Origin of the sequence: Primorskyibacter sp. S87 (assembly GCF_049801055.1) — a bacterium.
Classification (GTDB): Bacteria; Pseudomonadota; Alphaproteobacteria; order Rhodobacterales; family Rhodobacteraceae; genus JBNAGF01.
Window position 1 is genome coordinate 16100 of the sequence record NZ_JBNAGF010000009.1, and the last position, 13135, is coordinate 29234.

Sequence of the window (13135 nt, forward strand, 5' to 3'; positions counted from 1 at the left end):
CCCGGCCTGCCGGCAGAATTTCAGGAAGTTTCGCTGCGAAACCTCAAATTGGCTCCAGCAGATGCCGGACATTCTCCATTACCGCATCAACAAGATCCGCCGTTACATTCTTTCCATGAAACCGGATCGCCCAGCCGTTGGGACCATGTTCCTTTTCAATCGAAATCCCATTGGCAAGCTCCGTTCGCCCAGACCGCGCCACGGTATTTTTGGACTTCGGACGTCCCCCTCGCGACGGATCGACCTCTGAACCTTCAACGCGTTCAATCAGGGGCAGCATGAGGGCCCATTCCTCGGCAGCGTCTTTTGCACGGACCTCTTCAAGCACCCCACGCAGCTCTTCGGCAAAACCGCCACGCAGAGCCGAAGCCAGCCTTAGACACTGCCTTTCATTCATGGACGTCGCATAGTTGAGCATGTCGCCAAGTTCTTCATGGATCAGAGCGAAGGAGCGAATCTTGGACCTTTTTGCCTTCGAGGCTTGCCTGAATAAGACGGATACAGCTTCGTCTATGGTCTCAAACACGCCGTCATAGACCGCCATAGCCGCTGCCCGGCCGCGCTCATACTGGCTGAGCCCGGCGCGAACCTCGTTCTCCTCGATCATCGCAACGAGCGTATCGGCAAAACTTGACGGCTTTCTGATAAAGGCAGGAATGGTCTTCCAATGCGCGCCGCCGCTGGCCGTATTGAGATTTTGAAAGGCCGCAAGGCGCCGGAACCCTGATATCAAGGCATATCTTCCAGCCGCCTCCGGATTGGCCGGCTCGAAAACCTCAATGGGCAAACGTAGGCCATTGCGAGAAATCGAAGCCGCCAATTCCCGCATCTCCTCGTCATCCAGCGACATTCGATCCCGCGATAGCGCGTCGGCTGTGACGTCGTGGATCGGGATCTCGACAGCGACAAGCCCTTTGTCCTCAGCATCACGCATACGCTCTGCATCGGCTCTATTCCGGGCAATTTCCTCTCTGTCCGCCTGGGGGAGGGGGTCGTTGTGCATCGCAGCATCAGCAACCACATCGGCAATCGGCGGTCGCGCCCCGAGTCGGGTGGACAGATCCAGATCCACACCGGCTTCGATCTCCTTCAATTGCTCGGGTGAGGGGGCCTCAAGCGTTCTCCGTCTGGCCATCTGCTCTCTCCTCCTGCTGTGCCTCTTGCTGGGATTCCGTCATCTGGCTGTCGCGCCACCACGACCCGATCAGCAACTCTTTGAATTCCGCATAGGTCCGGTCGAACACTTCGCGTCCGCGTGTATAAGTCTCGCGGTTGAAGTTACGGTAATCCGCCTCGTAAATACCGTTCACGCTTTCGCCGGCTTGTCCGACCATGGCGGTATAATCTTGCCGGTAAGCGTTCATCATATCGCCGAAATAGGCCTGTATCACATTAGCCAAATCTGTCTGCTGGCTTGCGTCGAACCGGGTAATGACCGCGCGTACTACGTCCCATTCAAACTTCATCTCCGGCAATCCTGCCCGTCGCCGGGCAGCGTTTTCACCATCTTCGATACTGGCAAATGTCGAGTAGAGCATGTCAAAAAACCGCCCAGTAGAGTCGAATTCCAGGAAAGATGCTCCCAGCGGCACAAGAATGATGTCTGCCGCGGCCAGCGCATTGATCGTCAGGTATCCAAGGGCCGGAGGAGTATCGAGCAGAATGATATCGTATTCCTCCAGCGCCCCGCCACGTTCCAGAGCTTCGGTCAAGGCATCCCAAAGCGGCCAACTGCGCAGGCCCATCCTCCAGACGGGAATCTGGAACTCAGCCCAGTAGAGATTCAGCTGGGCTCCAATCAGGTCGATGTTAGGCCAATGGGTCTTCTGAACTACGTCTCCGAGCTCAACCTTGAGGGATTCCGTCAGCGTTTCATCAAGAGGAAGGGCAGGGGACCCGGCCGCCTCCCGGACTTTGTTTTCTGCCTCCACATGCGTTGCATAATCTCGTGCAAGCAGCGGAAATACGGTTTGCCATTCGTCGGCCACCTGACCGCCCATGATCGAGGTCATCGAGCCTTGGCTGTCAAGGTCCACAACCAGCACCTTGTACCCATCCAGCGCTGCCGACATCGCCAAATGTGCTGCCGTTGAGGTTTTACCAACGCCGCCCTTGAAATTCGCGACCGCGACTACCTTTGCGGGCAATCCCTTTGGCCGGTAAGGGCGGTACTCTTTAGTGCTGACGCCTTCCTCGGCGAAATGGTCGCGCAGCTTCAGAACATCTTCGAGACTGAACCAGCGGGACCCTGTCTGACCTTCACCCTGCGGCAGATCGGGGTTCTTGTTCAGCACCCGCCGCAAATGCGCCGGCGCCACGGGGATCAGGTATCGGCAGATTTCCCACGTCGAGAATTTGCGCAACCGCTTGCGACCATCCGGGGCGTAACCGCGCTTGGCCAAATCATCCCGCCCACGTCCCGCAAAGGCGGCAGCCTTAGCGAATCGGGCGGTATCGACTGCCTCGCCGAGTTTGCTTGCAGCTGCTTCGGGATCGAGGTTGAAATAGGGGGGCAGGGGGGTATCCGGTCTTTTTGCCATATGCTCGTGCCTCTTGTTGGGCTTGTGCGATCAGATCGCGTGATTTGCCTGTTATCTAACAAATCATCGCACATCTTTAGCTGGCTGTGAATCATCTAATTCAACCGCACTCAATTTCGTTGCACGGTGGTTTCGCAGCGAAACTATGGGTTTAACCCTAAATGAAATAGACACGACGGAGCTATAAAGATTGTGAATCTTTAGAGAGTCTTTAGAATCTTTCGGATCTGTAAGGCCAAGTAATAAATAGTAAAAATGCCAATCTGGTACCGATCTCCGGTATGAAAGGAACCCATATGCGGGATATTGGGTCACCGTTTGCGGGATCAAGCGCCCCGATTCGCAGGAGCAGGGGTTCCCGGACTCGGGAAGGGGCAGAATTGGGCTGTTTCGCACTCTTTATCCCCAAATCCTCCGGGTTTCGACACCTTAGCTCTGTGGACAAGTGGGTGCCTGTTGCTAAAGGTACCCGTTTGCGGGACGGGCCGATCCTGTATTTGGGTCCCCAAACACTGATTGAGCGCGGGTTCCTTTTGCGTCATACTAAGCGCGAGCCACCCCCGGCCAGCAGAAGATAACGAACGTAAACGTCGATTGGGGGAGGAAAGGGCAGTGAGATGGAGCAGGACAGCATTCCGCATGACCAATTGACCGGACCGCTTCGGCGGCAGTCAGTCAAAAAGAACGTGGCCGCGATTCATGTCTCGGGCAAGTTAACGCTGTTACAGCGCAAGCTGTCGAACGTGTTGTTGCTGAATGCCTATGACGCGCTGATTTCGAAACCCAAGCACCAGATCGACGCGCGCACTTTGTGCATGATGGTAGGGTACAACTCGAACGATATGGAAACGCTCAAGCAGTCACTGCGCAGTCTGGCCGAAACCGTTGCCGAGTGGGACATGCTCGATGCGCAGGGACGGCAGGAATGGGGCGTCAGTTCGCTGCTGTCCTATGCCAAGCTGAAGGGGGGGGTCTGTGAGTATGCCTATTCCCCGGCGCTGGCGGAAAAGCTGCACGACCCCAAGGTGTTCGCGCTGATCAATCTCAACATTCAGCGGCGGTTCACCTCGGGTCACGCGCTGGCGCTGTATGAGAATTGCTATCGGTTTGTGCGTACGGGCTCGACAGGTTGGTGGCCGATCGATCTGTTCCGGCGACTGATGGGTGTGGATGGAAGCGCCTATTACGAGAGCTTCAAGCACCTGAATGCCAAGGTTATCAAACCGGCCGTGTCCGAGGTGAACAAGACCTCGAACATTCTGTTGACGCCGGAATTCAAGAAGATGGGGCGTCAGGTTGCGGAAGTCCGGTTCCTGATCAAAGAGAACCCGCAGCTGGCGATGCTGGATATCGATGATGGTGAGGGGGTCCGGCAGGGTGCAGTCTATCATCGGTTGACCGAGGTTGGCGTCAGCGACCGGCTGGCACGCCAGTGGATCGCCGAACATGGCGAGGACTATGTCGGCGAGAAGCTGGATTATCTGCAGGGCAAGGACGGCGTCGAGAGCCCGGTGCGTTATCTGAGTGCCGCTCTGCGGGATGATTACCGTGCAGAACCCGAGAAAGAGGTGTCTCCGGAGATTCTGGCAGCCGCTGAGGCCCGCAAGGTGGAAGCGCAACAGGCCGCAGCTGACGAAGCGGCCCGCGACCAGGAGAATGCAAAGATCCGCAAGCAACGTGCGGCCCGGCTGGCCCGGATCCGGGAACTGGCAGCCGGTCGCTCGCCGACCCAGCGCGATGCCGATAAACGGCTATTCCTGACCCGATTGGATGATGAAACCGATCGATCCGAATTCCGCCGGCTGGGATGGGGATCAGCCCTGTTGGTGCGCGACATGGTCGCCTTTTGGGAAGAGCTGAGCCCGGGCGCCTTTGAAGACGTTGACGCCTGATCAGGTATCGCAGGCGCGGATCCCCATGGCGATGATGCGCTTTCCTTTGATTTTGTAGGCTCTGTGCAGGCGGTTTCGACCCGTTTTCATGTACCAATCGCGCAGAGGTTGGGGGTAGTATTGCGCGATCACCTGCGAAAAATACTCGAACCGGTCCGGCGGTAGAGGCTTGCCATTCAGCTTTGGGCCGTGAAAGCCGAATTCGGTATTTGGAGAGATGCAGGTGTTTGGCAGGCCCAGCAGCATTGTGCAGGTGGAGTAGCAGACCTTTCCCCGGATTTCGACCGGTTGGCCGGAGGCACGCAAGTTTCGCAGTTCATACAGCCTGTCCTTGATGTATCCGCCGCGATCATTGCCGACGACGTATGGCGGATATGAACTTTGGGCGCTGGCATCGGACACCGGGTCAAGCCCGAACGATCCTGCCACGACCCAGAGAAGAAACGCGGCAGTCTTGCGAGCTTGGCTGGCATAGCCCTGTTGCGACCGCGAAACGGCCCTATTCAGATATCTCATTGTTTCACCCCTAGATTTGCCGGCGGAATTGCAGGCAACCCACGCCCCACGTGGTTCGGGTAGGAGAGCCGTTTCGTTATTAACAGGGGATTGAGATCACGACGGAAAACCCGGCAAATGATCTGAAAACTGGATCTATCGGTGAATCGAAAAAGCCCGCCGGTTAGGGCGGGCTCGACGAGAACGCGACTAAATTAGTGGAGTGTCAGCTGCCGCCGCCCGTTGTGGTTGTTGTGCTGGTGCTGGTGGTTGATCCACCACCACCGGCGAGTGCGGCAAGACCCAGAAGGCCGGCACCTGCGCCGACAAGCGGCAGAAGGTTGTCGGCGTTTTCCAGAAGCTCGATGCATTCAGGAATTTCGGCATTTTCAGGCTGCCGACAGAATTCACGGTTCAGGACGGTGGGTTGTGGCGTGGGTGGCGTATCCTGGGCAAATGCGACCGGCGCGACCACAGCCAGAGTTGTACCAACAATCAGCGCTTTGCGAAATGCCATAACCAATATCCTCAACCAAGAGTTCCGACGATCGGGCAACTTGTAGCACGAGTCGCCGATATGTTGAACAGGGCAATATGTGCTGCCCTGCTCATTTGTCGCCAAATTGTGGTTTATTCACCGCGCTTTATGTGCTTTGGCCGGCTACTTCTTGCGAAACGCATCCTGGAGGGCCGCGCCGAGGGCACTGTTGGGTTGCGATTCCTTGCCGGATCGGGTGCCGGCGCCCTTGTGGTGTTGTGGCGGCTTGGTCTGTTTTCCGCCCCTGTTCTTATCGCGGCTCTGAACAGCTTCCTGATTCCGGCTTTTGTGTTCCTGCTGGTCGGGATGATCTCTGCTCTTGCGCATGGAAAGCCCGATCCTCTTTCGAGGCACGTCCACCTCGGTGACACGGACCTTGACCACCTGTCCGGTCTTGACCACGTCGTGCGGATTTTTCACGAACCGGTCGGCCAGTTGGCTCACATGCACCAACCCGTCCTGATGCACGCCCACATCCACAAAGGCACCAAATGCGGCAACGTTTGTGACCGTGCCTTCGAGCAACATTCCGGGTTTCAGGTCGGTGATTTCTTCGACTCCATCGGTAAAGGAAGCGGTCACAAAGCTGGGCCGCGGGTCGCGTCCCGGTTTTTCCAGTTCGGAAAAGATGTCGCGCACAGTGGGAAGGCCAAAATCATCATTGACGAACTGCTCTGCTCTTAACCCCTTTAACGCGCCAGCATCGCCCATGATCTGGCGAATGTCCCGGCCACAGGCCTGAACGATTTTGCTGGCAACGCCATAAGCTTCGGGGTGGACGGAGGAGGCATCCAGTGGCTCTGCGCCGTCCCGAATTCGGAGAAACCCGGCGCATTGTTCATAGGCGCGGGGGCCGAGTCGGGCGACATCCAGCAGTTGTTTGCGAGTGGCAAACGCGCCGTGGATATCACGATGCGCGACGATGGATTCAGCCAGACCCGGTCCAAGGCCGGAGACATGGGCCAGAAGCGGTGCGGATGCTGTGTTGAGATCGACACCGACGGCATTCACCACGTCTTCGATCACGGCTTCGAGCGATTTTGACAGGCGGTGCTGATCGACGTCGTGTTGATACTGGCCGACGCCAATGCTTTTGGGTTCGATTTTTACCAGTTCGGCCAGCGGGTCCTGCAAACGGCGCGCGATAGAAACCGCGCCACGCAAGCTGACATCAAGGTCGGGAAATTCCCGCGCGGCCAGTTCAGACGCAGAGTAGACCGATGCGCCGGCCTCGCTGACAACGACCTTGGTGGGAGATTTCACCGCTTGGGGCAGCATTTTCAGCGTTTCACCCACCAGCCGTTCGGTCTCGCGGCTGGCTGTTCCGTTGCCAATTGCAACCAGCTCGATCCCATGGCGGGAAATCAAGTTGAGAATCGATGATTGCGCGCCCCTTACATCGTTTTTGGGCTGGAAAGGATACAGGGTTTCCGTGGCTACCACTTTTCCGGTCGCGTCCACAACTGCGGCTTTGACGCCGGTGCGAATGCCAGGATCGAGCCCCAGCGTCGGGCGCGCGCCGGCAGGCGCGGCAAAGAGCAGATCCTTGAGGTTGCGGGCAAAGACCTGAATGGCTTCTTCCTGTGCGCGCGATCGGAGATCAGCCATCAGTTCCAGCATCATCGAAAGCGACAGCTTCACCCGCCAGGCCCAGCCCGCCGTCTTGCGCAACCAATTATCACCGGGGCCGTCGCCGCGGGTATTCAGGTGTGATGCCACGATTGCTTCGGCCCGTGCCACTCCGTGTTCGGGTTCGGGGCTGATATCGAGGGTAACGACACCTTCTTTGGATGCACGCAGCATCGCGAGAGCGCGGTGCGACGGAATTTTGGACCACAGTTCCGAATGGTCGAAATAGTCCGAGAACTTGGCGCCGGCCTGTTCCTGCCCTTCGATCAGTTTCGCCGTCAACAGAGCCTCACGTTGCAGAAAGCTGCGCAACTCGCCCAACAAAGCCGCGTTTTCGGTAAGGCGTTCCACCACGATGTCCCGCGCTCCGTTCAACGCGTCTTTCGCTGTTGGAACCGCTTCGGAGATATACTCTTCGGCAAGGGATTCAGGGGATGCACTTCGGTTGGCCAGAATGGCATCAGCCAAGGGCTCCAACCCGTTTTCCCGTGCGATCATCGCTTTGGTGCGGCGTTTGGGTTTGTAAGGCAGATAGATATCTTCAAGCTGCGCCTTTGTCTCCGCCTGAGCGATCGACTTTGCCAGACCGTCGGTCAGTTTTCCCTGTTCCCCGATCGAGCCAAGAATGGTTTCGCGCCGCGCTTCCATCTCCCGAAGGTAATCCAGCCGATCGGCCAGAACCCTGAGCTGGCTGTCATCCAGCCCTCCGGTGGCCTCTTTGCGGTATCGGGCTACGAACGGAACGGTGGCGCCTTCGTCTAGCAGTGTGACGGCGGCTGTAACCTGCTGCGGTTGAGCGTTGATCTCGGTCGCAATGGTACGGGTGATGCGGGTGGTTGTGTCCAAGTTTTGGGCTCCTGTGGGCAGAGTCTGGAGGAGTGTCATAGCCGCATGGCGATCATCGTGCCAAGGGGGTGGCGGAATTTCGGTCGGAGCTCCACAAAAACTTTTGTCATGGTGGCGTGCAAAATCCGTGAATATTGCGCGTTAAAAAATTCGTGCTACAAGGAGTCATGCAGGAAAAAGAACTGCCCGAAGACGATCAAGAAACCTCTGAAGAGGATCTGTGGTTTCTGCCCGGACCACCCGAGGAAACCAACCCAGAAGACCCGCCCTGGCCAATGGCGGCTCGGGAGGGAAGCTTGGAGCCTGCCGTGTGGCGCGGGGCGGAAGCCGCTCAATTTCGAGCATTGCTGAACGCAGGGCAGGCCGCGGCCCGGTTCGCAGAGCGGCTGAGGCAATTCCCCGACGGGGTCGCGGAACGAATGGCGCTTTCGACAGTATCAGCCATTCTACAGGAGGAGGGCATTTGGCTGGGCGAAGACCGGATCGCGCTCTATCGGGTCTTGCGTATTGGCGTCAGTGACCAGGCACGCGACCTGTCACGTGCAGATTGGGCAATCCGGCGTTTGTTGGCCGCAGCGGGTTCCGAAAGCCCGGTTGCAGATCTTGCCGTTTTTCTCGGTCGCAGCGCGGTTAGCGAGCCGCAAAAGATTAGGGGTGAAGATCGCCCGTCCGGAATCGAACTGGATGGGTTGAGCGATCAGATGCACCATACCCTGTCGGGGACAAAAAATTGTCACGCGTTTTTGCGTGCGACTTATGCCTTTTCGATGTGGCGGGCTGAGGGGATTACGCCTTGGGATGAACTGTTGGAACCGACGGTGGCTGCCTTGAGGATCGCCGCGTCCGATACGGGGTTTCCTGCTGGATTGCAGTTTCTGCCATTGATTGCCGGGTATCGGTTGGATCGTCACACGCTGGAGGATGCGCGCGGATCTGCCGAGGCACGGCTAACTACTTTTTGCACTGCGGTCGAAGCCGGCGCCTTGAGTGGATTGATGGCACTGGATCAGCTTGCCGCTTGGGAAACACGAGCCAAAGAGGCTACTGTAGACCTGTCTGGACGGACGCCGCCGTTGCTGATCGAGGCATTGATGCGCTATCCGATGGTTTCAGCTGAATTAGTCTCGGAAGTCGTCGGCAATTCTAAGGCAGCGGCGCGACGCAATCTCAACCTTTTCCTCGAACGCGGACTGATCCGCGAGGTCACCGGGCAGGACCGCTATCGCTTTTGGACGGTGACCGGGTAAAGGGCCGGCTCCTGACGGCTAGTGCAGACCGCGCGGGATCGTTCTGGACCAGGTCTTGACCATGACCTCTTGCCCGTCCGAACCCTCGGTGGCGCGCAGGTCGCGAGTCAGGTAGAAGTTCCCGGCGTCGCAGGTCATTGAATTTCTGGTTTCAATGGTGACCCGCCAATCCCCGCGTTCGAAAGTAAACAACCATTCAGCGTCAAACCGGGCCGAGGCCGGATCGTCGGGATGAATGCCATAGTGCATCCGCACGTGGCTGCCGACGACCAGCCCGTGATACGGATCACGCGCTTTGCCATAGTCGTCGAACGTGTCCAGCACCAGTCGACCATCCGCCAGTGTTCGGCGCTCGGACGTGCCACTCGCCGTGCGAAGTTGATCGACTTGGAGCATTGGGTAGTCGCGTGCCGGGCCGGGGTTTTGCGGGGCAATCTCGTGGGTGACCATGCGCTTTGGCAGATGCAGGGCGCAGTTCTCGAGATGCAGCGTGACTTTGGCTGCATCGCCCACAGGCCAGACAATCGGCCAGTAGGATGTTGACAGCGCCAACCGAAGCACATGCCCGGGCCGCAGATGATGCGCACATTCGTTGAGTTCTATCTCGGCCTCGTAGATCTTGCCGGGCACCAGCTCTTCGGGTTCGGCGTGGCTGGCATAATGCGTCAGGTTCAAGGGCCGGAACGAGATGCGCTGCGACACACCCTCGGGGCTCACATCACAGAGGCGCGCCACAAGCTGGGCAACCGGTTTGTCCACCGAGAAGGAGAACCGGAAGCGGGGACGGCCCAATAGTTCCAGCGGCTCAGTCAGAGGCGGCGTATCAAAGCAGATCGAGAGAGCATCATCAATTGCCTGATCTTCTGCAAGCTCGTTGTCGATCCGCATGCCGGGGCAGAAATACCCGCCAGCCTGCCCGAGTTGAGCAGGATTAGACACAAGTATGGTCCCGTCGGATCCGGAGTGATCCAACCCGTTCGGGCCGGGTTTGAGGACGAAATCATGAATGTTGGCCGAAGGCCAGTCCGCCTCGGCGATCCAGCGGCCTTTGCGGGGTTTGTTCTCTTTGGTCGGGTTGAAATGCTCCTGAATATAGGCGCGGTAGTCGGGCAGATCTTCGGCCCCGTTTTCCGCTCCCCTGAGCCATCGATCGAACCACGTGATGACTTCGCCGTGAAAATCCGCCGGGTCAAGTTTTGCGATATGAGCGTATCGATGTTCCCACGGGCCCATGAGTGCCTTGGCCGGAACGGAAAGGTTCTTGGCGATTGCGGATGGTGTGTTCAGGTAGGCGTCCGCCCAACCGGTGATCGCAAGGACCGGCGCCTGAATGCGTGACCAGTCCTCGCAGATTGATCCATGCTGCCAGAATCTGTCACGGGTGGGATGTTCCAGCCAGTCGGCGGCGCTGAAAGGGACATCTTCCAAGCGGGCAATCCAGTCTTCGCGCCAGTCCGGTCTCAGGTCCGGATCGGCAGGCCGGGTCAGATAGGCGAACATCTGGCTGCCCCAGTTCACGTTGTCGGACAGAAGGCACCCGCCCATGAAGTGAATGTCGTCGGCATAGCGGTCCGCCGTCGAGGCCACGGAAACCACCGCCTTGAGGGCGGGCGGGCGACGATAGGCCAGTTGCAGACCGTTGAATCCACCCCATGAAATCCCGATCATGCCGATATTGCCGTCGCACCAGTCCTGATCGGCAATCCATGCCAGAACCGCTTCGCCGTCGCTGAGCTCCTGTTCCGAATACTCGTCGTCGAACTGCCCCTCGCTGTCGCCGGTTCCGGCAATATCGACCCGAATGCAGGCATATCCCGCCTTGGAAAAGACGGTATGTGTGGTTTCATCCCTCGGTGCGGTGCCGTCACGCTTGCGATACGGCAGGTATTCGAGGATTGCCGGAACGGGGCCGTCTTCATCGGGCATCCAGATCCGGGCGGCCAAGCGTCGACCGTCTGGCAATTCAATCCAGGTATTCTCGATCACTTTGACCGGCATCTGCGCCCTCCGATGTAACTGCGGTTTTGATTGAGCATCAGCCTATCCGCATTGTCCACGCCGGAACTGACCGGGTTCCGACATGAATGGTAAATTTGCGGCGCTGTTCTCAAGACTTCTTACAAGGGAATCTCCCAAGCTTGGGAACCAGACTACCGATAGTTCCGCCGGGATCGGCCGCGCCAACCGACCTTTGCAATAGGTATCATTGCAACACCGGCGTTGATCGGCAAACGTGGTTTTCAATATCGATGTGATGTTTGGGGACAGGATAGGAATGGACCATGCTGCCCGCCTGGATGGCGATTTTGACTATATCATCGTAGGGGCCGGGACCGCAGGTTGCGTGTTGGCCAATCGGCTGACCGAAGATCCGGGCATCCGGGTGCTGTTGCTGGAAGCAGGGAGATCCGACAATTACCATTGGGTGCATATTCCGGTCGGTTACCTGTATTGCATCGGAAACCCGCGCACCGACTGGATGATGAAAACCGCGCCCGAACCGGGTCTGAATGGCCGGTCGCTTGTCTACCCGCGCGGCAAGGTGCTCGGTGGGTGCACCTCGGTCAACGGTATGATCTACATGCGTGGGCAGGCGGTGGATTATGATCACTGGCGGCAGTTGGGAAACACGGGCTGGGGCTGGGACGACGTCCTGCCGTATTTTCTGAAATCCGAGGACCACCATGCCGGGGACAGTGACATGCATCGCAGTGGTGGCGAGTGGAAGGTCCAGAGGCAGAAGCTCAGCTGGGAGATTTTGGAGGCGGTGCAGGAAGGCGCAAAGGAATTCGGTATTCTGCCGCGCGCGGATTTCAACGACGGCAATAATGAAGGCTCTGGCTTTTTTGAAGTCAACCAGACGAGCGGGATTCGTTGGAGCACTGCCAAGGGTTTTTTGAGACCGGCCATGAAACGGACCAACCTGAGGGTACTGACCGAGGCGACTACAGATCAACTTGTTCTTGACGGCAAATCCGTGCGTGGGGTCCGGTTCCGCCGGGGTGGGCAGGTGTTCGAAGCCTTTGCCAAGGCCGAGATTCTGCTCGCCGCAGGGTCGGTCAACTCGCCCAAGATTCTGGAACTGTCGGGGATTGGCCGCGGGGGGCTGTTGAAATCGCTCGACATCGATGTTGAACATGAAAGCGACGGGGTCGGCGAGAACCTGCAGGACCATCTGCAAATCCGGACAGTGTTCCGGGTCAGCAACGCAAAAACGCTCAACACGATGGCAAACTCCATGATCGGCAAGGCGCGGATTGCTTTACAATACGGGTTGTCTCAATCCGGTCCGATGTCGATGGCGCCCAGCCAGTTCGGGATGTTCACCAAATCAGATCCATCCCGTGAAACACCAGATCTCGAATATCATGTCCAACCGCTGTCGACTGATAAACTGGGAGATCCGCTTCACGCCTTTCCGGCAATAACAGTGTCTGTTTGCAACTTGCGTCCGGAAAGTGCCGGATCGTGTCATGTGGTCGGAACAGACCGCGACCTTCAGCCCGACATCCGGTTGAACTATCTGACTGCACAGCGGGACAAGGATGTGGCAGTCAAGTCGGTCCGGCAGGCCCGCCAGATCATGACAGCCAAGGCTCTGGCCTATTATCAGCCCGAAGAGATCCTGCCGGGTCCGTCGGTTCGCAATGACGAAGATCTGGTCAAGGCGGTTGGGGATATAGCGACGACGATTTTCCATCCGGTCGGAACCTGCCGAATGGGCAGCGACGCGCAGTCGGTGGTCGATCCACAGCTGCGGGTGCGTGGGCTGTCCGGGCTGCGCGTTGTAGATGCCTCGATCATGCCGAAAATCGTGTCGGGAAACACGGCATCGCCGGTCGTCATGATTGCAGAGAAAGCCGCGGACATGATCCGGACGAATTCCTGAAACTGGTACCAGATGCCACCGGTCAGGAAAAAGTGAACCAAAAATTTGATCGTTCACAA

Annotated in this window: 9 protein-coding genes; 3 read left to right on the top strand and 6 right to left on the bottom strand. The window is 58.0% G+C overall.

All coding sequences use genetic code 11. From position 1 onward, the window contains the following. Positions 1 to 43 precede the first annotated feature (43 nt). Together ACP15U_RS15095 and ACP15U_RS15100 are read right to left on the bottom strand one after the other, a co-directional pair. Positions 44 to 1135, bottom strand: a complete 1092-nt coding sequence (locus ACP15U_RS15095; RefSeq protein ID WP_425045982.1) for a ParB/RepB/Spo0J family partition protein — start codon at positions 1133 to 1135, stop codon at positions 44 to 46. Then, positions 1113 to 2540: an AAA family ATPase gene (locus ACP15U_RS15100; protein ID WP_425045983.1), complete on the bottom strand. Its 1428-nt coding sequence runs from the start codon at positions 2538 to 2540 to the stop codon at positions 1113 to 1115. Before ACP15U_RS15100 ends, ACP15U_RS15095 begins: the two co-directional genes overlap by 23 nt. A 617-nt stretch (positions 2541 to 3157) precedes the next feature. On the opposite strand from ACP15U_RS15100, the gene ACP15U_RS15105 reads away from it, so the two are divergent. After that, positions 3158 to 4432 (top strand): replication initiation protein, encoded by a 1275-nt coding sequence (locus ACP15U_RS15105; protein ID WP_425045984.1) that lies wholly within the window; start codon positions 3158 to 3160, stop codon positions 4430 to 4432. Here ACP15U_RS15105 and ACP15U_RS15110 read toward each other — a convergent pair whose 3' ends face one another. From ACP15U_RS15110 to ACP15U_RS15120, 3 genes are all read right to left on the bottom strand, one after another. Continuing rightward, complete coding sequence (locus ACP15U_RS15110; protein WP_425045985.1) at positions 4433 to 4948, bottom strand: hypothetical protein; 516 nt, start codon at positions 4946 to 4948, stop codon at positions 4433 to 4435. A gap of 205 nt (positions 4949 to 5153) precedes the next feature. Continuing rightward, positions 5154 to 5444, bottom strand: a complete 291-nt coding sequence (locus tag ACP15U_RS15115) for a hypothetical protein (RefSeq protein ID WP_425045986.1) — start codon at positions 5442 to 5444, stop codon at positions 5154 to 5156. 144 nt (positions 5445 to 5588) lie between these two features. Continuing rightward, positions 5589 to 7940: a Tex family protein gene (locus ACP15U_RS15120; protein WP_425045987.1), complete on the bottom strand. Its 2352-nt coding sequence runs from the start codon at positions 7938 to 7940 to the stop codon at positions 5589 to 5591. Between the two features lie 167 nt (positions 7941 to 8107). Here ACP15U_RS15120 and ACP15U_RS15125 point away from each other — a divergent pair, with 167 nt between their 5' ends. Then, entirely contained in the window at positions 8108 to 9187 is a 1080-nt protein-coding gene (locus ACP15U_RS15125; protein ID WP_425045988.1) for a helix-turn-helix domain-containing protein, read from the top strand. 18 nt (positions 9188 to 9205) lie between these two features. On the opposite strand, the gene ACP15U_RS15130 is transcribed toward ACP15U_RS15125, so the two are convergent. Beyond that, a complete protein-coding gene (locus ACP15U_RS15130; RefSeq protein ID WP_425045989.1) occupies positions 9206 to 11185 on the bottom strand; it encodes a CocE/NonD family hydrolase in 1980 nt (659 codons plus the stop codon). A gap of 277 nt (positions 11186 to 11462) precedes the next feature. Between ACP15U_RS15130 and ACP15U_RS15135 the strand changes: the two genes are divergently transcribed. Then, positions 11463 to 13076 (top strand): GMC family oxidoreductase, encoded by a 1614-nt coding sequence (locus tag ACP15U_RS15135; protein ID WP_425045990.1) that lies wholly within the window; start codon positions 11463 to 11465, stop codon positions 13074 to 13076. The last annotated feature ends 59 nt before the right edge of the window (positions 13077 to 13135 follow it).

Bases quoted from the DNA above. Each gene is read 5' to 3' on its own strand.
- ACP15U_RS15095 (WP_425045982.1), bottom strand. From the start codon at position 1,135: ATGGCCAGACGGAGAACGCTTGAGGCCCCCTCACCCGAGCAATTGAAG.
- ACP15U_RS15100 (WP_425045983.1), bottom strand. From the start codon at position 2,540: ATGGCAAAAAGACCGGATACCCCCCTGCCCCCCTATTTCAACCTCGAT.
- ACP15U_RS15105 (WP_425045984.1), top strand. From the start codon at position 3,158: ATGGAGCAGGACAGCATTCCGCATGACCAATTGACCGGACCGCTTCGG.
- ACP15U_RS15110 (WP_425045985.1), bottom strand. From the start codon at position 4,948: ATGAGATATCTGAATAGGGCCGTTTCGCGGTCGCAACAGGGCTATGCC.
- ACP15U_RS15115 (WP_425045986.1), bottom strand. From the start codon at position 5,444: ATGGCATTTCGCAAAGCGCTGATTGTTGGTACAACTCTGGCTGTGGTC.
- ACP15U_RS15125 (WP_425045988.1), top strand. From the start codon at position 8,108: ATGCAGGAAAAAGAACTGCCCGAAGACGATCAAGAAACCTCTGAAGAG.
- ACP15U_RS15130 (WP_425045989.1), bottom strand. From the start codon at position 11,185: ATGCCGGTCAAAGTGATCGAGAATACCTGGATTGAATTGCCAGACGGT.
- ACP15U_RS15135 (WP_425045990.1), top strand. From the start codon at position 11,463: ATGGACCATGCTGCCCGCCTGGATGGCGATTTTGACTATATCATCGTA.